12 protein-coding genes are annotated in these 20,742 nt (G+C 72.7%); 4 read left to right on the top strand and 8 right to left on the bottom strand.

Features of this window, described 5'->3' with window-relative positions:
- Positions 1-47: 47 nt before the first annotated feature.
- Entirely contained in the window at positions 48-650 is a 603-nt protein-coding gene (locus AB0H71_RS08490; RefSeq protein ID WP_357016692.1) for a WHG domain-containing protein, read from the bottom strand.
- A gap of 83 nt (positions 651-733) precedes the next feature.
- Between AB0H71_RS08490 and AB0H71_RS08485 the strand changes: the two genes are divergently transcribed.
- A complete protein-coding gene (locus AB0H71_RS08485; RefSeq protein ID WP_357016689.1) occupies positions 734-2,896 on the top strand; it encodes an MMPL family transporter in 2,163 nt (720 codons plus the stop codon).
- A gap of 1,007 nt (positions 2,897-3,903) precedes the next feature.
- On the opposite strand, the gene AB0H71_RS08480 is transcribed toward AB0H71_RS08485, so the two are convergent.
- Positions 3,904-4,872 (bottom strand): stage II sporulation protein M, encoded by a 969-nt coding sequence (locus tag AB0H71_RS08480; protein ID WP_357016687.1) that lies wholly within the window; start codon positions 4,870-4,872, stop codon positions 3,904-3,906.
- Positions 4,873-4,916: 44 nt separating this feature from the next.
- On the opposite strand from AB0H71_RS08480, the gene AB0H71_RS08475 reads away from it, so the two are divergent.
- On the top strand, positions 4,917-5,861 hold the full coding sequence (locus AB0H71_RS08475) for an RDD family protein (protein ID WP_357016684.1): 945 nt from the start codon (positions 4,917-4,919) through the stop codon (positions 5,859-5,861).
- Positions 5,862-5,865: 4 nt separating this feature from the next.
- Here AB0H71_RS08475 and AB0H71_RS08470 read toward each other — a convergent pair whose 3' ends face one another.
- The 6 genes from AB0H71_RS08470 to AB0H71_RS08445 all read right to left on the bottom strand — a co-directional run bounded on the left by AB0H71_RS08470 (position 5,866) and on the right by AB0H71_RS08445 (position 13,434).
- Positions 5,866-7,155, bottom strand: a complete 1,290-nt coding sequence (locus AB0H71_RS08470; RefSeq protein ID WP_357016682.1) for a DUF58 domain-containing protein — start codon at positions 7,153-7,155, stop codon at positions 5,866-5,868.
- A 3-nt stretch (positions 7,156-7,158) separates the two neighbouring features.
- On the bottom strand, positions 7,159-8,142 hold the full coding sequence (locus AB0H71_RS08465; protein ID WP_357016679.1) for an AAA family ATPase: 984 nt from the start codon (positions 8,140-8,142) through the stop codon (positions 7,159-7,161).
- Positions 8,139-9,203, bottom strand: coding sequence for a DUF4129 domain-containing protein (locus AB0H71_RS08460; protein ID WP_357016676.1), 1,065 nt, complete (start codon positions 9,201-9,203; stop codon positions 8,139-8,141). Before AB0H71_RS08460 ends, AB0H71_RS08465 begins: the two co-directional genes overlap by 4 nt.
- Positions 9,200-10,063, bottom strand: coding sequence for a hypothetical protein (locus tag AB0H71_RS08455; protein WP_357016673.1), 864 nt, complete (start codon positions 10,061-10,063; stop codon positions 9,200-9,202). Before AB0H71_RS08455 ends, AB0H71_RS08460 begins: the two co-directional genes overlap by 4 nt.
- Positions 10,064-10,072: 9 nt before the next feature.
- On the bottom strand, positions 10,073-11,650 hold the full coding sequence (locus AB0H71_RS08450) for an adenylate/guanylate cyclase domain-containing protein (RefSeq protein WP_357016671.1): 1,578 nt from the start codon (positions 11,648-11,650) through the stop codon (positions 10,073-10,075).
- A gap of 215 nt (positions 11,651-11,865) precedes the next feature.
- Complete coding sequence (locus AB0H71_RS08445; RefSeq protein WP_357016668.1) at positions 11,866-13,434, bottom strand: DUF4407 domain-containing protein; 1,569 nt, start codon at positions 13,432-13,434, stop codon at positions 11,866-11,868.
- An 866-nt stretch (positions 13,435-14,300) separates the two neighbouring features.
- Here AB0H71_RS08445 and gltB point away from each other — a divergent pair.
- Both gltB and AB0H71_RS08435 read left to right on the top strand, forming a co-directional pair.
- On the top strand, positions 14,301-18,953 hold the full coding sequence (gltB, locus tag AB0H71_RS08440) for a glutamate synthase large subunit (protein ID WP_357016665.1): 4,653 nt from the start codon (positions 14,301-14,303) through the stop codon (positions 18,951-18,953).
- Complete coding sequence (locus AB0H71_RS08435) at positions 18,946-20,415, top strand: glutamate synthase subunit beta (protein WP_357016663.1); 1,470 nt, start codon at positions 18,946-18,948, stop codon at positions 20,413-20,415. The genes gltB and AB0H71_RS08435 overlap by 8 nt, the downstream gene beginning before the upstream one ends.
- The last annotated feature ends 327 nt before the right edge of the window (positions 20,416-20,742 follow it).

Below are 20,742 nucleotides of genomic sequence, written 5' to 3'. Positions count from 1 at the left end.
CGGGGCCCGCCATGAATTGCGCTCTGCGCGGCTCGAACTCGCCGGCCTCAGCGGGCGGCGGGGCCGGTGGCCAGGCCGCGCGCGACCACCCCGACCACGGCATCGATCGCCGCGTCCCGTTCCAGCCGGGAGAAGACGCCGTCCAGCAGCAGCGCGGCGACGCCGTGCACCGCCGCCCAGGCGGCGACCTCGGCGTCGGGGCGGTCCTCGGGTGCGGTGTACCCGGTCTCGACCAGCTCGTCCAGGAGCGTGGACAGCAGCGCGAAGGCGGGCTCGTCACCGGCCAGCGCGCCGGTATTGGCCGGGGCGCAGAAGGCGGTGCGGAAGAGCCCCGGCTCGCGCAGCGCGAAGGTGATGTAGCCGCGGCCCGCCGCGCGCAGCCGCTCGATGGCGGGCGCGCCGGGGTCCACATCGGCCGACATGGCGGTGAAGAGCGTGCGCTGGGCCTGCTGCTGGGCCGCCTGCAGCAGCGCCTCCTGATTGGTGAAGTGCCGGTACGCCGCCGTCGGCGTCACCCCGACCTCGCGCGCCGCGGCCCGCACCGTCACCGCGCCGGGCCCGCCGCGCACCGCCAGCGCGCCCGCCGCCTGGACCAGGGCATTGCGCAGGTCGCCGTGGTGGTAGACGCCCGCCGGCTTCTTCTTCGTCACCCGCTCGATGTTGACGCCCGTACACATCATGTGGCAAGTTAACGCCCATAAAGTTTATGGATGTACACATTGAGGGAGCGGGGATGTTCGAAAAACTCGGCGGGTTCGTCGTCCGCCACGCGCGGCTGGTGCTGATCGCCGGCGTACTAGCGCTGCTCGGCGGTGGGCTGCTCGGCGCCACCGCCTTCGGCAAGATGCAGTCCGGCGGCCAGACCGATCCCGGCGCCGAGTCCAGCCTGGCCGCGAGCAGGCTCGCCGCGGAGTTCGGGACCGACAGCGACTACGTCTTCCTGGTCACCGCGGAGCGCGGCATCGACGACCCGGAGGCCGCGGCGGCGGGGCGGGCGCTGGCCGCGCGGCTCGCCGCCGACGACCGGCTGGTGAACGTGGTCTCGTACTGGGACACCGGCTCGCCCGCCATGCGCGCCGCCGACGGCGGCGCGGCGGTGGTGCTGGCCGGGAACGCGGCCACCGACCCGGCCGAGCAGGACCGCGCCGCCGCGGAGATCGTGGCCGCGTACCAGGCGGACGGCGCACCGGTGCGGGTGCTCGTCGGTGGCGGCTCGGCCGTCTTCCACGCGGTCTCGGAGCAGATCGGCTCGGATCTGGCGCTGGCCGAGGCGATCGCGGTGCCGCTCATCCTGATCCTGCTCGTGCTCGCCTACGGCAATGTGGTGGCCGCGCTGCTCACCCTGGTGGTCGGCGGCATCGCCATCCTCGGCACCTTCGCCGAGCTCTCGGTGCTCGGCTCGATCACCGACGTCTCGATCTACGCGGTCAACCTCACCACCGGGCTCGGCCTCGGCCTCGCCGTGGACTACGGCCTGCTCATGGTCGCGCGGTTCCGGGAGCACCGGTCGGCGGGGCGGAGCCCGGACGAGGCGGTGGCCGGCGCCGTCGCCACCGCGGGCCGCACCATCGCCTTCAGCGCCGCGACGGTGGTGGCCGCGCTGGCCGCGCTGGTGATCTTCCCGCAGTACTTCCTGCGCTCCTTCGCCTACGGCGGCATCGGCGTGGTGGCGATCGCCGCGGTGGCGGGCGTGGTGGTGCTGCCCGCGCTGCTCGCGGTGCTCGGCGCGCGGGCGGATGCCTGGAAGGTGCCCGGCGTGCGCGGCATCCGCGGCGATGCGGCGCCGTTCTGGCGGCGGGTGGCCGATTTCGCGCTGCGCCGCCCGGTGCTGGCCGGGCTGCCGGTGCTCGCGCTGCTGCTGCTGGCCGCCGCGCCGCTGCTCGACGTGCGGTTCGGTACCCCGGACGACCGGGTGCTCCCGGCCACCACCGAGGTGCGGCAGGTCGGCGACGCCATGCGCGCGGACTTCGGCGGCGGCGATCTCAACTCGCTGACCGTGGTGACCACCGGCGCGGTCGCCCCCGCCGCGCTGGCCGGGTACGCCGCCGCGCTCTCCGGGGTGGCCGGGGTGACCCAGGTGGACTCCGCCGCGGGCACCTTCGCCGATGGCGCGCTGCGGGCGAGCTCGCCCGCGGACACCCGCTTCGCCCGGCCCGAGGCCCAGCGGCTGACCGTGCTCACCGAGCTGGACCGGGAATCGCCGCAGGCCCGCGAGCTGGTGGACCTCGTGCGGGCGGTGCCCGGACCGCCGGGCAGCACCGCGCTGGTCGGCGGCCAGGTGGCCGAGCTGCGGGACAGCCTGGCCTCGATCGGGTCACGGCTGCCCTACGCCGTCGGCTGGATCGTGATCTCGACCTTCGTGCTGCTCTTCCTCTTCACCGGGAGCGTGGTGCAGCCGCTGCGCGCGCTGCTCTCCAACGCGCTCAGCCTGGCCGCGACGCTCGGCCTCATGGTGTGGGTGTTCCAGCAGGGGCACTTCGCGGGGCTGCTCGGCTTCACCCCGGCGCCGCTGGACGTCTCGATGCTGCTGCTGCTCTTCTGCATCACCTTCGGGCTGTCCATGGACTACGAGGTCTTCGTGATCAGCCGGATCAAGGAGCTGCGCGATTCCGGCCTCGGTGACGAGGAGGCCGTGGTGCAGGGGCTGGCGCGGACCGGGCGGCTGGTGACCACGGCCGCGGCGCTGATCTCGATCAGCTTCCTCGCCTTCGTGGTGAGCGATGTGCGCTTCATCCAGTTCTTCGGCCTCGGCGCCGGGCTCGCCATCCTGATCGACGCCACCCTGGTGCGCGGCGTGCTGGTGCCGGTGAGCATGCGGCTGCTCGGCCCGGCGGCCTGGTATGCGCCGCGCCCGCTCCGGCAGGTGCACCGCCGCTTCGGGCTGGCGGAGGCGTGACGAGGGGTTACAGAAGCTGATCTTGATTTCTGCCCGCGTAACCGGACTTCGGGTCGGTTATGCGGGCAGAATCGCGTGGTTACCGGCTCAAATGTGCCTCTGAGCTGCCGGATAGACGTCCGATCCGGTCTCGCGGCCCGGTATCCGCTACCTCGCGGCGATCGTGAGGTCGCCCAGCGGGGCCCGAGTTTCACAGAGTGTCCAGCTCGGTGTCCGTCAATCGTTCGCGTTAACGCCGGTTCATATCGTTTCCGCAGGTCGCGGTCGGAGTGAGGTGAAGATCACACTGCGGATTCGGGTTGCGGTGGCGGTGCTCGGAGGGCCCCACCGCGGAGGTTTTCGGGGGTGTTTCACAGGCGGTGAAAACCGTGGTCGTACAAATGCAAGTACATCTGTGTGAACCGTCGCGGACGCGGCATGCAGTGAATTGCATCTGGAACCAACTCTAGGTTTTTTTCTGCGTGATCAATCGGTGGCTATCTCCGTGAACATCCGGAAAACCCCTGGTGAAGATGGGTGTCATGGAAACATTCCGATTCCCGCGATCGGCGTCCGCAAACCATTCCGGAGCGCCCCCGGAAGTCGGGGCGCGCGCGTCGGGAGGCTCGGGGGCGAAGGTCCGAAAGGGGGTTTCCGGGGCTGCTCCGGCTTCGCCTCCGATGCGAAGAATCGGCCCCGCCGCCGGGGTTGCCGGCGGGCTGCCGCACCCCTGCTGACCTCGGCCGGGAGGGTTGCGTCCAGATAACGACTGTGTAGAGTTGTCGGTAACGCTGGCCGCAGTTGAGCGGCGACTCGCTGCGGCCAGCGCAACTCAATGGGGGAGTAGGGAATTCGTCCCGACAGGAACCTCGGTGCAGGCCCGTTCGCGGCCCCGTGGTAGCGCTCCCGGAACCCTCGCTTTCCCCCTCGTTCACCGCTGCGGCTGCTCGGAGTTGGCTGGGGTGCGGGATTCGGTTCGCGGGATGGTGTCGTGAGGTGTGCCGGATGCTAGTTCAGGAACGAGTTATTCAGCGCGCGAGCGCTTTCCGGTCGGCGGCCGCCGCCGCGCGGCGGCCGGGGCCGAAGACGTAGGCGAGGAAGGCGATCTCGGCGGCCAGCCCCACCCCGATCCGGACCGGGGCGGGCCAGCCGCTGGGCGTCACGAAGCCCTCCAGCAGGCCCGAGACGAACAGCACCAGCACCAGCCCGAGCGCGATGGTCGCGGTGGCCCTGCCCTGCCTGGCGGCGGCCTCGATCCGGCTCAGCCTGCCCGGGTCGATAATGGTCCAGCCCAGCTTCAGCCCGGCGCCGCCGGCCACGAAGACCGCGGTCAGCTCCAGCATGCCGTGCGGCAGGATGAAGCCGAAGAAGGCGTCAAGCCGGCCCGCGTCGGCCATCAGCCCGGCGCTCACCCCCACGTTCACCGCGTTCATCACCAGCACGTAGACCGCGGGGAGGATGAGCGCGCCGGTGAAGAGCGCGACGGCGGCGACCAGGGCGTTGTTGGTCCACACCTGGGCGGCGAAGGCGTCGTTCGGGTGCTCCGAGTAGTAGGACTCGAAGGCGCCGCCCGCGTCGGTGAGGTGCGAGGTGTCCGACGGCAGGCCGAGCGCCCGGCGCGCCGAGCCCGACCCGGCCACCCAGGCCGCGACGCCGGTGGCGACCGCGAGGAAGAGCAGCGTCACCGAGACCCACCACGGCCACGCGCGGTAGACCGCGGCCGGGAAGCGGTGCGTGAAGAACCGGCCGACCTGCGCCCAGTTGTCCGAGTGGGTGCGCAGCACGCGGCCGCGGGCCCTGGTGAGCACCGCGCTCAGCCCGGCGACCAATTCGGGGTCGGGGCTGTGCTGCTGCAGCCGGGCCAGCTGCTGCGAGGTGAGGCGGTAGCGGGCCAGCAGCTCGTCCACCTCCTGCCCGGTGAGCCTGCGCTTGGTGGCGAGTTCGTCGAGCCGGGCCCAGGACCGGCGATGGGTGTAGCCGTACGCGTCGACGTCCATTCGGTTGCCTCCCACTCCCGCCGGTAGCAAGAATGCTAGGCGACATGGCTGCCTTCACCACGGGCGAAGCGGTCGCGCTCGAACTGCCGATCGCCCGCATCCCGACCCGCGCCACCGCGTTCCTCGTCGACGTGGTGCTCCAAGTCGTGCTCGCGCTGCTCGCCGCAGGCGGGTTGCTGGTGCTCGGCACCAGGTTCGACCTCGACTCCGCCTGGTTCGACGCGCTCGTCGTCGTGCTGATCGTCGGCGTGCTGATCGGCTACCCGGTGCTCTGGGAGACGCTGACCACCGGGCGCACGCCGGGCAAGTTCGTGCTCGGGCTGCGGGTGGTGCGGGCCGACGGCGGGCCGGTGGACCTGCGGCACACGCTGACCCGCGGGCTGGCCGGGGCCATCGTGGACTTCTGGCTGCTCGGGGTGTTCGGCGCGGTCGCCGTGCTCACCTCGCTCTGCTCGCCGAACGCGCGGCGGGTGGGGGATGTGCTGGCGGGCACCGTCGTGGTGCACGCGCAGCGGCGGTTGCCGCTGCCCGCGCTCGCGGTGCCGCCGCCGTGGCTGGCCGAGTGGGTCGCGCGCACCGACCCGACCGCGCTCCCCGACGATCTGGCGCTCGCGGTGCGCCGCTACCTCACCCGGCTCCCGGATCTCACCCCCGCCGCCGCGCACGACCTCGGGGTCGCGCTGGTGCGCGCGGTCTGCGCCGCGCTCGGCGTCCCCGCGCCCGGCACGCTGCCGCCGGTGCAGATTCTCGGCGCGATCGTGGCGGAGCGGCAGCGTCGGGCGCTGCCGGGGTTGCGCGGTCCGGTGCTGGTTCCGGGGGCCGGAAACGGCCTCGGCCCGGCGCTGCCCCAGCTCGTGCCCGTCGGGGGCGCGGCGCCCGGTCCGTCGCCGTGGAGCCCGCGGGCGGCGCTGCCGGGCAGCGCTCCCGGCCTGCCGCCGAGCGGGACTCCCGGCGGCGGGAACGGCTTCGTGCCACCACCGGTGGGCTGAACCCCTACAGCGTCCCGGACTGCTTGAGCTCCAGGTACTCGTCCGCGAGCGCCTCGGGAAGCCGCTCCGGCCCGGCCGCCACAACGGCATACCCACCGCGCCGCAGCGCCTCGGTGACCACGGCGCGCTCCGCGAGCACCTGTTCGGCGGCGGCCGCCGTGTACGGATCACCGCCGCGCCCGGCCACCGCCGCCGCGATCTCCGGATCGGTCACCGAGACCAGCAGCACCCGGTGCCTGCGGGCGAGGACCGGAAGCACCGGAAGCAGGTTCTCCCGGACGGCGGCGCCGTCCAGCGCGGTGAAGAGCACCATGAGGCTGCGCCTGCGGCTGCGCCGGATGGCGGCGCGCACCAGCCCGGCGCAGTCGGTGTCGACCAGCGCGGGGGTGATCCCGGCGGTGGCGTGCAGCAGCCGCTGCTGCAGCTTGTTCCCGGTGACCCCGCGCACCTCGGCGCGCACCTCGCGGTCGAAGGCGAGCAGGTCGACGGTGTCGCCCGCCGCCGCGGCCAGCCCGCCGAGCAGCAGCGCCGCCTCGATGGCGGCATCCAGCCTGGTCCCTTCGCCGACCCGCCCCGCGGCCTGCCGCCCGGTGTCCACGAGCAGCACCACGTGCCGGTTCCGCTCCGGCCGCCAGGTGCGGACCAGCACGTCGGTGGCGCGGGCGGTGGCGCGCCAGTCGATGGCGCGCACATCGTCCCCGGCCACGTACTCGCGGAAGGAGTCGAACTCGGTGCCCTGGCCGCGCCTGTTCGCGACATTGCGGCCGTCCAGGTGCTGTAGCCGCTTGACCGCCGAGCGCAGCAGCTTCTCCGCGCGGAAGGCGGGCAGCGCCCGCACCCGCGCCGCGGCCTCGTAGCGGAACTGCCTGCCCGCCAGGCCGAGCGGTCCGCGCAGCCGCACCGTGACCGGCCCGGCGGCGCGGTCGCCGCGGTAGGTGGGGGTGAGCGTGGTGTGCAGCCGGGTCGTGGTCCCGGCCGGCAGGTCGAGCGGGTGCTCGCGGCCCGCGGCGCGGGCGCTGTCCGGCCAGTCGTCCCAGAGCGTGCCGCGCGCGGGGCGGCCGCCGGTATTGGTGACCACCAGCTCGACGCGTGCCTCCCGGCCGAGCCGGACCGTGGTGACGGGGTCGCGGCGCAGCGTCAGCTCGTCCCGCCGGGGCAGCGCGAGCACATCGACGAGCACCGCGAAGGCCAGCGCCGCGGTGGCCGCGACCACGCCGATCCAGGAGGGCAGCACCAGCGCGACGAGCAGCCCGAGCAGCCCCGCCGCGGCCGCCGTCCGGCCGGTGACGACCACGGCTTAGACCGGGACCGGGACGGCGTGCAGCAGCGCCGCCAGCACCGCCTCGGCGCTGGCGCCGTCCAGCTCCGCCTCCGGCCGGAGCTGCAGCCGGTGCCGCAGCACCGCGACCGCGACCACCTTGACGTCGTCCGGGGTGACGAAGCCGCGGCCGTTCAGCCAGGCGAAGGCGCGGGCCGCGGCCATCAGCGCGGTGGCGCCGCGGGTGGAGGCGCCGTGCTGCACGGCGGGCGCGGTGCGGGTGGCCCGGCACAGGTCGACGATGTAGGCGAGCACCTCGGGGGCGAGCGTCACCTGGGCGATGGCGGCGCGGCCCGCCGCGACGTGCGCGGCGCCCGCCACCGGGCGCAGCCCCGCGGCGTTCAGGTCGCGCGGGTCGAAGCCGCTGGCGTGCCGGTGCAGGATGCGGAACTCGTCGTCCCGGCCGGGCAGGTGGATGTCGACCTTGAACAGGAAGCGGTCCAGCTGCGCCTCGGGCAGCGGGTAGGTGCCCTCCTGCTCGATCGGGTTCTGCGTGGCGACCACGACGAACGGGTCGGGCAGCGGGCGCGGCGTGCCGTCCACCGACACCTGCCGCTCCTCCATCGACTCCAGCAGCGAGGACTGGGTCTTCGGCGGGGTGCGGTTGATCTCGTCGGCGAGCAGCAGGTTGGTGAAGACCGGGCCCTGCCGGAAGGTGAACTCGGCCGAGTGCGGGTCGTAGATCTGCGACCCGGTGACATCGCCCGGCATCAGGTCGGGGGTGAACTGCACCCGGGTGTGCGTGAGGTCGAGCGCGGTGGCCAGTGCCCGGACCAGCAGCGTCTTCGCGACGCCGGGCACGCCCTCCAGCAGCACGTGCCCCCGGCAGAGCAGGGCCAGCACCAGGTACATGACGGCGTCGTCATTGCCGACGACCGCCTTGCCGATCTCGGCGCGCAGCGCGGTGAACGCGGCGTGCGCGTCCGCCGCGGTGGGCGTGTGCGTGGTGTCCGTGCTGGTCATCCGAGCTCCGCTTCGATCAGATCAAGGTGGGTGGCGACGTGGTCGAGGGCGGCCGCGTCGGGGACCGGGCCGTACAGCGCGGCGTACAGCGGCGCGGGCTCCGCGCGCAGCCGGGCGGCGAGCACCGCGACCACCCGTTCCGGCCCGTCCTCCGGGTGCAGCCCGAGCCGCGGCCGGATCCGGCGCAGGGTGGCGCGGCGCAGCGTGGCCGCGATGTGCTCGTGGTCGCCGGAGCGGCGGTACAGCGCGGCCTGCCCGGCCAGCAGCTCGTTGGCCCGCACCTCGATCGGGCGCGGCTCGCCGACCAGCGCGCCGCGCCGCCGGGCCCGCCACCAGACCAGCACCGCCGCCGCGACCAGCAGCTGCAGCCCGCCGAAGGCGAGCGGGGCCGGGAGGCGGCTGAAGATGGAGTCCGAGCCGGGGCCGAAGCCGGGGAAGTCGATGTCGTCCGGGTAGTCGGTGGGCGGCGGGGGCAGCTCGGGCGGGGGTGGCTGCGGCGGGGACGTCGGCGCGCCGCAGCCCTGGAGCAGGGCGTAGAGCAGGAAGCCGAGGGCGATCGCGGCGGCGAGCGTGCCCCAGAAGCGCGGGTTGCGCAGGAGCCGGGGAAGTTCCGGCCGGTCGCGGCGGCGCTTGCGGGCCCGGCTCTCGACCTCGGGGCGCTCCTGCGGCTCCGGGGCCGGTGGGGGTGCGCCCGCGGAGTAGCGGTCGGCGTACTCGAGGCGGCGGTACTCGTCCTCGGTGGCGTGTCTGCCGCCGTAGACGACCTCGTCGAAGGAGCCGGCCGCCGGGTGCAGCGGGGTCGCGGATTCGAGCGGGAGCGTGGTCGAGGCGTCGTCCGCCGTCTCCTGCGCGGTGCGCGAGCGGCGGACCTCGAGCGTGCCGTTCTGCTCTAGCCCGCGCAGTACCGCGCGGAACCGCTCGCGCAGCGCGGTGTCGTAGTCGCGGCGGGCCGCCGCTGCCTCGGACGCGGCCCGATGCTCGGCCGCGGGGCCCAGCCGCGGTACGCCGGGCGCCCCGGAGCCGGTGCCCGGCCCGGGGCGCTTGCCCAGGTCGGGGCTCATCGGGGGCCGCCCGCGACCACGATGTCCCACCCCTCGCGGCGGCAGCGGCGGTCGACGTAGCAGACCACCCGGCCCGCGGCGTCGATCAGCTCGCCGATCGCGGCGATCAGCAGGGCACCGCCGGTGATCAGCAGGATCACCGCCCAGCGGTGCGTTCCGGTGTAGTCGGAGAGGTAGAGCGGGATGGCGAGCAGCGGCACCGCGAGCACGGTGAGCAGCAGCATCCGGCAGATCCAGAGCCAGGCGAGCGACCAGCTCGCACGGTCGGCGAGCAGCCGGGAGCGGGCCACCGCCGCCGCGTACGGCAGCTGCTCACCCAGCAGCAGCGGAATCACCAGGTAGTACCGCGCCCGCAGGTAGGCGAGCCACAGCACGCCCGCACCGCCGGTCAGCGGCAGCACGATCCCGCCGACGAGCACGCCGACGGGGGTGAACCAGAGCTGGTAGCGCAGCAGCCCGCCGAGCCGGGGGCGCAGCGCGACCAGCGCGGCCGTCGGACCGGCCTTACTGCCGTGCAGCGTGGCGAGGCCGAGCGCGACCGTGCAGCCTCGGATCAGGAAGCGCAGCAGCAGAATCGCGACCGCGGCGCCGAGCGCGGCGCCCCACCCGACCCCCGCGTCCGAGCCCTCGGTGAGCGCGGAGACCAGCGCCGTCACCCCGAAGACCAGCCCCTCGGCCAGCGCGACCCCGGCGGCGGTGAGCACCGCGAGCGCGACGACGTTCGCCTGGATCAGCGCGAACGGCTCGTCCAGCTGTTCGCGGAAGCTGAGCGGGCGCACCGGGACCGTCGTGCCAGGGGAGCCTGGTACCGGATCACCTCCCACCCCGACGGCACCGGCCGGGGCAGCGGCAGGTGACACGCGGCGAGTCTAACCGCAGGGACGGGCCAGCCGCGTCGGCTCCGGACGCCCGCGCAACGTCACCGATTCGCCGAGTTCCCAGCGCTCGGCCTCGGCCGGGCCGGCGGCGCGCACCGTGCTCTCCGAGCTGAGGACCAGCAGCGGCTCGCGCTTGGCGAGCTCGCAGAGCCGGGCCGCCTGGTTCACCGCGTCACCGATCACGGTGAACTCGTAGCGCTGCCGCGCGCCCACATTGCCCGCGACCACCCGCCCGGCAGCGACCCCGATGGCCGCGGTGAAATCGGTGTGCCCGACCAGCCTTTCGCGGATCGCGCGGGCGCAGGCCAGCGCCGACCCGGCCGCGTCGGCGAGCGGCGCCGGGGTGCCGAAGACCGCGAGCGCGGCATCGCCCTCGAACTTGTTGAGCAGCCCGCCGTGCCGCTCCACCTCGGCGACCACCACGTCGAAGAAGCGGTTCAGGATGGCGACGATCTCCGGCGCGGGCCTGCTCGCGGCCATGGCGGTGGAGCCGACGATATCGATGAAGAGCGTGGCGGCGTCGGTCTCCATGCCGCCGAGCACCGGGTCGCGCTCCAGCGCCGCGGCGGCGACATCGCGGCCGACGTGCCTGCCGAACAGGTCACGGAGCTGCTCGCGCTCGCGCAGCCCGGCGACCATGCGGTTGAAGCCGCTCTGCAGCTCGCCGAGCTCGGTGCCGTCGTAGACCACGACGGCGGCGTCCAGGCTGCCGTCCTCGACCAGCCGCAGCGCCCGGCGCACGCCGTTGATCGGCGCGACCGTGGCGGAGAGCGTCTGCGCGAGCAGCACCAGGCCGAAGACCAGGGTGGCGCCGCCGAACGAGAGCACGCAGACCGCGAGCCGCGCCGCGCTGACATCGTCCCTGGCCAGCGCCAGGATGGCGACCACCATGGTGCCCGCGACCGGAACGCCGGAGCCGAGCATCCAGACCAGCAGGGTGCGGCCGAAGACGCCGATCCCGCGGCGCCGCCTGGTCGGCGCCGCGTCCAGCACCCGCGCGGTCACCGGCCGCAGCGCGAACTCGATGAGCAGGTAGCTGTTGGCGCACACCACGATGGCGCTGAACGCGATGCCGAGCGCGACCTTGGGGATGAAGCGCGGATCGGCCAGCCCGGCCAGCACGGTGAGCAGCGTGACCCCGCCGAGCCAGAGCGCCGCCTGGTAGAGCACCAGCGTGCGCGGCACCCGCCCGGCCGCGATCTGCTCGGCCTCGGTCGGCACGTGGTCCGGGTCGATGGCCCAGCGCAGCGCGCGCAGCCCGCCGGTGGTGCCCCACCAGACCCCGATCAGAATCGCGACCAGGGCGTAGACCGGCGCCGCGATCACGGTCGGCAGCAGCTCCCCGGTGAACACCGACGGGCCGGGCAGCACGAAGCCGATCAGCGCGATCGAGACCACGATGCCGACGAAGTTGGCCAGCACGATGGAGACGGTGAGCAGCCCCTGGATCCGGAGCCGGCGCAGCCCGGCCGGCTCCTCGACGGTGCCGAGCAGCGGCGAGCCCCACGGCGCGCCGACCACCGTCGGCTCGGCGGGGGTCTGCCGCACCGCGGCGTCAGTGTCGGGCATATCGGTCACCGAAGGTCATGCACGCAGCCTAGAGACCGGGGTGCGCCCCCGGCCCGGCGTCGTCGCGCGGCGGCGGGAGGGGTCGGTCGGGTGCACCGAACCGGCGGCTCCGCGGCGGCGCCGGTCTCGGGCCGATCCGGCGGTCGGTACCCGGGCCGGGGATCGTGCGGAGCGCCGGCGTCCGGGGCGAGCCGGTCCGGCGGGAGTCGGTCGATTCACGGGGCGGGGAGGGCGGGGCGCTGCGCGGGGCCGACGGCGTCCCGGTCGCGCGAGGCGAGGTGCTTCGCCCCGGCAGCGGGGTTCTGCTCCGGCACGGCGGGGTGCGGCGCCAACGCGGCGTCCGGCTCGACCACGGCGACCACCGGGTGCTCCGGATCTACCTCGAGAACGGCCCGCACGGTGCGGGTGCGCCGCACGGTGAAGGTGATTTCCTCCCGCTCCTCCAGTGCCCGCACCGCGATCCGCAGCGGTTGCGCGGCGGTGCCGATGGCATCCGCGACCACCCCGGGCACGAAGGGCCGGAAGAGCCGCACCGCGGTGCCGGAGAACGGCACGGTGCCGAGCACCGGCAGCCGCACGACATCGGGGTCGATGCGCGCTGGCAGGTCGGTCACCCGCACCGGCTCGACCGGCACGGCGGCGGGCAGCGCGGGCGGGGCACCGGGCAGCGCGAGTTCGGCTTCGGCCTCCCGCGGCGACGGCTCGGTGATCCCGATCTCCAGCCCGCCGATGGCCGCGATCACCCGGGTGCGCTGCCGCTCCCGGTCGATCGCGGTGTCCGCGTCGGCGACCAGCTTGGCGGCGGTGAGCTCCTGCTCGGCCCGCACCCGCTCGGTCTCGGTGCGGGTCAGCGCCCGCTGCACCGCGATGGCGGCGTCGGCCTCCCGCTCGGCCCGGTCGCGCACCAGCTCGGCGGCGATCCTGCGGTCGAAGGTGGTGTCGCCGCGCCAGCGCCGCAGCAGCAGCGGGAGCAGCGCCAGCGCCACGAAGAGCAGCAGGCAGAGCAGCCGGGGCAGCGGCGCCGCGCTCTCGTTCATGGCCGACCAGCGGGCGCCGAGCCCGCGATCGGTGCCGGTCGCCGCCGCGGTCGCGCTCAGCTCCCGCTCGGCGGAGCTGATCCGCTGGTCCAGCGCGGGTGCCCGCTGCTCGGCGGTGGCGAGCCTGGTGCGCGCGTCGGCGAGCAGCTCGTTGGCGGTGCGCGCCTCGGGGCCGTCGCCGGGCACGCCGGTGATCCTGGTGTCCGGGCAGCCGGGGCCGGGGTTGAACTCGCAGCGCGCGGTGACCAGCGCGGTGTCGATGTCGGCGCGCGCGGCGGCGACGGCGCCGTCCAGCGCGGTGCGCTCGGCGCGGGCCAGCTCCAGCTCGGCGCGGGCGGCGGTGACCGCGGGCCCGGACTCCGCCGCGGCGTGCGCGCGGTCGTCGAGCGTGCGGTCGACGGCACCGGCGAAGAGCACGGTCGCGGCCAGCTCGGCGACGACCACGCCGGCCAGCACCGCGAGCAGCGCGCGCCCGGTGGTGCCGAGCGGGTCCGGCATCCGGCCGGGTTTGGCGGTGGCGCCCGCGCGCCCGACCAGGGCGGCGAAGACGGCGGCACCGACGCTCGCCGCGACCGCTCCGGCGAGCGGGAGCGCGGGAACCGTGGCCGCGGCGGTGACACCGCCCGCCACCAGGGCGAAGCCGAGCACGGCGGCACCGGCGGTGACGTAGCCGGAGCGCTCGTGCGGCAGCGCGGGGGCGTCGGCCGGTGCTCCGCCGAGCCGGGTGAACAGTCCGGTCACGGTCATGGACTCCACATCCTCCGTGTCGGTGGCGGACCGAGGCGTTCACAGAGTGACAGCATCCGGGCCACGCTTCGAGGGTGTGCGCGGCGATGTGGTCAGGTTCACACGGAACCGCTTGCCCCGCAGCGAGACAGGGTGCCGCCGCGGGACCGGCCGCCCGGTCTGTGGTGAACCCCACTCGACGGGTTAGCCGAAAGTGTGCCGAACTCCGCGCCGAGACAAAGATGCCGGACGGTCGTCTCGCGTCACCCGCTTGTCACATCCCTGTCATATCCGTCTCAGCCAGCGCCTTCCGGAGTTAGCCGCGGTGCGGCTGGTTTGTTCTCCCCTTCGCGGGGGAAATCTGTGTCGACGCAGGTGGGCGCTGCTTCTTCGGTTCCGCACCCGGGTTTCGACGGCGAAACCCGGGTGCGTCGCGCCGCTGGCACCCAGTGCCAGGGGATCGATCGACGCGCGAGCCCTGCTTTACACTGGACAACGCGCACAAAGTGGAGGACCGCATGAAGAAGCCCAGCTAGACCTGATTTCCATTGAATCTGAGTTGGTTGGGCTTCGGACCTGACTTATCGTTTGCTCTTACGCCGGACCCAGTCCGGCCTGCCGCCCCGCGCGCCGCAGCCCCGAGTCGGTGCTCAGGTAGCGGGCGGCCACCCGCACGGAGGTAGCGATCGCCCCAGCGCTTCGTTACCACCGAGCAGCCCACACGTAACACCCTGCGGGTGGACAACTGGAGACGTGACTGCACGCCGAGACCATCAGCGCGGCTGGATTCGGACCGTACGGACGCAGTCTTGACCAGGCGTTCGAACGAGATGGCCGCTACTGCGATGGCCCCGCTCCTCGATCGCCTACTTCCTGAAGGCAGAGGCATGACGCAACTTCCCGGCCACCGGTCACCCGGACCCATCGGTCTCTATGATCCGGCGAACGAGCACGACGCCTGCGGTGTCGCGTTCGTCGTCGACATGCACGGCCGCCGCAGCCGCGACATCGTCGACAAGGCTATTACGGCTCTGTTGAACCTGGAGCACCGCGGTGCCGCGGGCGCCGAGCCGAACTCCGGCGACGGCGCTGGCATCCTGATCCAGCTTCCGGACCGCTTCTTCCGTGCCGTCGCCGGCTTCGAGTTGCCCGCCGCAGGCTCCTACGCCTCCGGTATCGCCTTCCTGCCGCAGGCCCGCCGCGAGGCGGCACGGGCCGCGTACGGCGTGGAGAAGATCGTCAAGGAGGAGGGGCTCGAGGTACTCGGCTGGCGCGAGGTGCCGATCGACGAGACCTCGCTCGGCGCGCTCGCCCGCGACGCCATGCCGACCTTCCGGCAGATCTTCATCGCCTCGCCGAAGAACTCCGCCGAGCAGCTCTCCGGCATGGACCTGGAGCGCCGCGCCTACGTCATCCGCAAGCGGGTCGAGCACGAGCTCGGCAAGCAGGGCGCGGGCGAGGGCGCCACCGGCCGGGAGACGGTCTACTTCCCGAGCCTGTCCGGGCAGACCTTCGTCTACAAGGGCATGTTCACCACCCCGCAGCTCCGCGCCTTCTACCTGGACCTGCAGGACGACCGGGTGGAGAGCGCGCTCGGCATCGTGCACTCCCGGTTCTCCACCAACACCTTCCCCTCGTGGCCGCTGGCGCACCCGTTCCGCCGGGTCGCGCACAACGGGGAGATCAACACCGTCACCGGCAACGAGAACTGGATGCGCGCGCGCGAGGCGCTGCTGCGCAGCGAGGTCTTCGGCATCGACCAGGCGGGCAAGAACCGGCTGGAGAAGATCTTCCCGGTCTGTACGCCGGGGGCCAGCGACACCGCCCGCTTCGACGAGGTGCTCGAGCTCCTGCACCTCGGCGGCCGCAGCCTCCCGCACGCCGTGCTCATGATGATTCCCGAGGCGTGGGAACGCAACGAGACCATGGACCCGGCCAACCGGGCCTTCTACCAGTACCACTCCATGCTGATGGAGCCGTGGGACGGCCCGGCCTCGGTCTGCTTCACCGACGGCGAGGTCGTCGGCGCCGTGCTCGACCGCAACGGCCTGCGCCCGAGCCGGATCTGGGTCACCGACGACGGCCTCGTCGTGATGGCCTCCGAGGTCGGCGTGCTCGACATCGACCCGGCCAAGGTGGTCAAGAAGGTCCGGCTGCAGCCGGGCCGGATGTTCCTGGTCGACACCGCCCAGGGCCGGATCGTCGGCGACGAGGAGCTCAAGGCCACGCTGGCCGCCGAGCACCCCTACCAGGAGTGGCTCGACGAGGGCGTGAAGAAGCTCTCCGACCTGCCGGACCGCCCGCACGTGCACATGTCGCACGACCGGGTGCTGATCCGCCAGCAGATCTTCGGCTACACCACCGAGGAGCTGAACCTGCTGCTCTCGCCGATGGCGAAGACCGGCGGCGAGGCGCTCGGCTCGATGGGCACCGACACCCCGATCGCGGTGCTCTCCGCGCGGCCGCGGCTGCTCTTCGACTACTTCTCGCAGATCTTCGCGCAGGTCACCAACCCGCCGCTGGACGCGATCCGGGAAGAGGTCGTCACCAGCCTGAAGCGCAACCTCGGCCCCGAGGGCGACCTGCTGCACCCCAGCCCGGAGTCCTGCAGGCAGATCGCCATCGAGGGCCCGATCCTGGACAACGACGAGCTCGCCAAGCTGGTGCACATCAACGACGACGGCTCGCAGCCCGGGCTGCGCTCGGTGGTCGTGCGCGGGCTGTACCCGGTCGCCAAGGGCGGTAGGGGGCTGCGCGAGGCGATGAAGGCGATCAACACCCAGGTCTCGGCGGCGATCGAGGGCGGGGCGCGGATCATCGTGCTCTCCGACCGCGAGTCCAACGAGAAGCTGGCGCCGATCCCGTCGTTGCTGCTCACCGCCTCGGTGCACCACCACCTGGTGCGCGAGCGCACCCGCACCATGGTCGGGCTGATCGTGGAGGCCGGTGACGCCCGCGAGGTGCACCACATGGCGACCCTGGTCGGCTTCGGCGCGGGCGCGGTGAACCCGTACATGGCCTTCGAGTCGCTGGAGGACATGCTGGAGCGCGGCGCGCTGACCATGCCCGGCAGCACCGGCGACTTCCAGGCCGATTACCGCACCGCCGTCGCCAACTACATCAAGGGCGCGGGCAAGGGTGTGCTCAAGGTGATGTCCAAGATGGGCATCTCCACCCTGGCCTCGTACAACGGCGCGCAGCTCTTCCAGGTCATCGGGTTGTCGCAGGAGCTGGTGGACGAGTTCTTCACCGGGCTGCGCTCGCACCTGGACGGCATCGGGCTGGACGAGATCGCCGCCGACGTCGCGGCGCGGCACGGCGTCGCCTTCCTGGAGAACCGCAACGAGCGCGCGCACCGCGAGCTCGAGGTGGGCGGCGAGTACCAGTGGCGCCGCGAGGGCGAGTACCACCTGTTCAACCCGGACACCGTCTTCAAGCTGCAGCACGCCACCCGCAGCGGGCAGTACTCGGTCTTCAAGGAGTACACCAAGCTGGTGGACGACCAGTCCGAGCGGCTGGCCTCGCTGCGCGGGCTCTTCAAGTTCCGCAACGGCGCGCGCTCGCCCATCCCGATCGAGGAGGTCGAGCCGGCCACCGCGATCGTCAAGCGCTTCTCCACCGGTGCGATGAGCTACGGCTCCATCTCCGCGGAGGCGCACGAGACGCTGGCCATCGCCATGAACCGGCTCGGCGGCCGCTCCAACTCCGGCGAGGGCGGCGAGCACCCGGCCCGCTTCGAGGTCGAGGAGAACGGCGACTGGCGGCGCAGCGCGATCAAGCAGGTGGCCTCCGGCCGCTTCGGCGTGACCGCGCACTACCTGACCAACTGCAGCGACATCCAGATCAAGATGGCCCAGGGCGCCAAGCCGGGCGAGGGCGGCCAGCTGCCCGCGCACAAGGTGTACCCGTGGGTCGCCGAGGTGCGGCACTCCACGCCGGGCGTCGGGCTGATCTCGCCGCCGCCGCACCACGACATCTACTCGATCGAGGATCTGGCGCAGCTCATCCACGACCTGAAGAACGCGAACCCGCAGGCGCGGATTCACGTGAAACTTGTCGCGGAACCGGGCGTCGGCACCGTCGCCGCCGGCGTCTCCAAGGCGCACGCCGACGTGGTGCTGATCTCCGGGCACGACGGCGGCACCGGCGCCTCGCCGCTCACCTCGCTCAAGCACGCGGGCGGCCCCTGGGAGCTCGGCCTCGCCGAGACCCAGCAGACGCTGCTGCTCAACGGGTTGCGCGACCGGATCGTGGTGCAGGTCGACGGCCAGATGAAGACCGGCCGCGACGTCATGATCGCCGCGCTGCTCGGCGCCGAGGAGTACGGCTTCGCCACCGCGCCGCTGGTGGTCTCCGGCTGCATCATGATGCGCGTCTGCCACCTCGACACCTGCCCGGTCGGCGTGGCCACGCAGAATCCGGTGCTGCGCGAGCGCTTCACCGGCAAGCCGGAGTTCGTGGAGAACTTCTTCCTCTACATCGCCGAGGAGGTGCGCGAACTGCTGGCCTCGCTCGGCTTCCGCACCCTGGACGAGGCGATCGGCCGGGTCGACCTGCTCGACACCAGCAAGGCCAAGCAGCACTGGAAGGCGAGCAAGCTCGACCTCTCGCCGATCCTGGACGACATCGAGACGGCGTTCATGTACCAGGACCGCCGCTGCACCAAGACCCAGGACCACGGCTTGGACAAGGCGCTGGACCAGCAGCTCATCACGCAGAGCCGGGACGCGCTCGAGCGCGGCAAGTCGGTGAAGTTCGAGACCAAGATCTCCAACGTGAACCGCACCGTCGGCACCATGCTCGGCCACGAGGTGACCAAGCTCTACGGCGGCGCCGGGCTCCCCGACGACACCATCGACATCACCTTCACCGGCTCCGCGGGCAACAGCTTCGGCGCCTTCGTGCCGGCCGGCATCACGCTGCGGGTGCAGGGCGACGCGAACGACTACGTCGGCAAGGGGCTCTCCGGCGGCCACCTGGTGGTCCGGCCCTCGCCGAACGCACCCGCCGATTTCGTCGCGGCGGAGAACATCATCGCGGGCAACGTGATCCTGTTCGGCGCGACCAACGGCAAGGCGTTCATCAACGGCGTGGTCGGTGAGCGGTTCGCGGTGCGCAATTCGGGCGCCATCGCGGTGGTCGAGGGCGTGGGCGACCACGCCTGCGAGTACATGACCGGCGGCCGGGTGGTGATCCTCGGCGAGACCGGGCGCAACTTCGGTGCCGGCATGTCCGGCGGCGTCGCCTTCGTCTACGACCCGGAGGGCACCTTCGCCGCGAGGGTGAACCCGGAGCAGAGCGAGGCGCTGGAGCAGCTCTCGGGTGACGACTTCACCTGGCTGCGCGATGCCATCACCGAACACCGCGAGCAGACCGGTTCCGCGGTGGCCGATCGCATCCTCGGCGATTGGTCGCAGCAGGTGAACCACTTCGTGAAGGTCATGCCGCGCGAATACAAGAAGGTCCTGTTGGCGATCTCCGAGGCCGAGAAGGCCGGCCGGGACGTCGACGCTGCGATTATGGAGGCCGCTCGTGGCTGACCCCCAGGGTTTTCTGAAGCACACCGCACGGGAGCTGCCCAAGCGGCGTCCGGTCCCGCTCCGGCTGATGGACTGGAAGGAGGTGTACGAGGAGAAGTTCTCCCACGACACCCTCCGCACCCAGGCCAGCCGCTGCATGGACTGCGGTATCCCGTTCTGTCACAACGGCTGTCCGCTCGGGAACCTGATCCCGGACTGGAACGACCTCGTCTACCGGGACAACTGGCGCGACGCCATCGACCGGCTGCACGCCACCAACAACTTCCCGGAGTTCACCGGGCGGCTGTGCCCGGCGCCGTGCGAGGCCTCCTGCGTGCTCGGGATCAACCAGGACCCGGTGACGATCAAGCAGGTCGAGGTCGAGATCATCGAGAACGCCTTCGACGAGGGCTGGGTCGCCCCGGTCTACCCGACCCGGCTCACCGGCAAGAAGATCGCCGTCGTCGGCTCCGGCCCGGCCGGCATGGCCGCCGCGCAGCAGCTGACCAGGGCCGGCCACACCGTCACGGTGTTCGAGCGCGCCGACCGCATCGGCGGGCTGCTGCGCTACGGCATCCCGGAATTCAAGATGGAGAAGCGCTTCATCGACCGCCGGATGGCGCAGATGGAGGCCGAGGGCACCATCTTCCGGGCCGGCGTGAACGTCGGCGTCGACATCACCGCCGACGAGCTGCGCGAGCAGTACGACGCGGTGGTGCTGGCCGGCGGCGCCACCACCGCCCGCGACCTGCCGATCCCCGGCCGCGAGCTGAACGGCATCCACCAGGCCATGGAGTTCCTGCCCTGGGCCAACCGGGTGCAGCTCGGCGACGACGTCACCGACGCCGACGGCCTGCCGCCGATCCACGCCAAGGGCAAGAAGGTCGTCATCATCGGCGGCGGCGACACCGGCGCCGACTGCCTCGGCACCTCGCACCGGCAGGGCTGCGAGTCGGTGCACCAGTTCGAGATCATGCCGCGCCCGCCGGAGGAGCGCGCCGGCTCCACCCCGTGGCCGACCTACCCGCTCATGTACCGGGTCTCCTCGGCGCACGAGGAGGGCGGCGAGCGCGTCTTCTCGGTCAACACCGAGCGCTTCGTCGGCAGCGACGGCCAGGTCACCGGGTTGCAGGCGCACGAGGTGACGATGGTCAACGGCCGTTTCGAGAAGGTCGACGGCACCGAGTTCACGCTCGAGGCCGACCTGGTGCTGCTCGCCATGGGCTTCGTCGGCCCGGACAAGGGCGGGCTCCTCACCGACCTCGGCGTCGGCTACGACCAGCGCGGCAATGTCCAGCGCGACAAGGGCTGGGCCACCAACGTCCCCGGCGTCTTCGTCGCCGGCGACATGGGCCGCGGCCAGTCGCTCATCGTCTGGGCCATCGCCGAGGGCCGCGCGGCCGCCGCCGCCGTCGACCGCTACCTGGAGGGCGAGACCGCGCTGCCCGCGCCCATCACCCCCACCATGGTCGCCCAGCGCTGACCTGGATTTCCCCGGCAGGGGGAAGGCGGGCGCCTGTGGACAACGGAGTCCACAGGCGCCCTTCGCGTTCCGGGGGTGCTCATTCGGCCAGTTCGCCGGGGTTTTCGGCGGGTATCGAGGGAATCGGACAAGTCCGGGGTTCGGATGGCGTCGCCCCGGCGGTACCTCTATTGTGGTCGGCGGTGTGCCGGTGATCTTGGGATGGGGTCCGGCGGCTACGACCCCGAGGTGAAAATGTTCACCCGCCGTGCACAGGCGTGAAACGCGTCGAGGACAGCATCGAGGCGGCAACTTGTCGGGCTCGCTCCTGCGGGGGCAACGGTTTTG

This window comes from Nocardia sp. NPDC050697 (assembly GCF_040654395.1).
In the GTDB taxonomy this organism is placed as follows: Bacteria; Actinomycetota; Actinomycetes; order Mycobacteriales; family Mycobacteriaceae; genus Nocardia.
The sequence above is the reverse complement of the archived record's forward strand: the minus strand, read 5'-3'. Positions and strand labels throughout refer to the sequence as shown.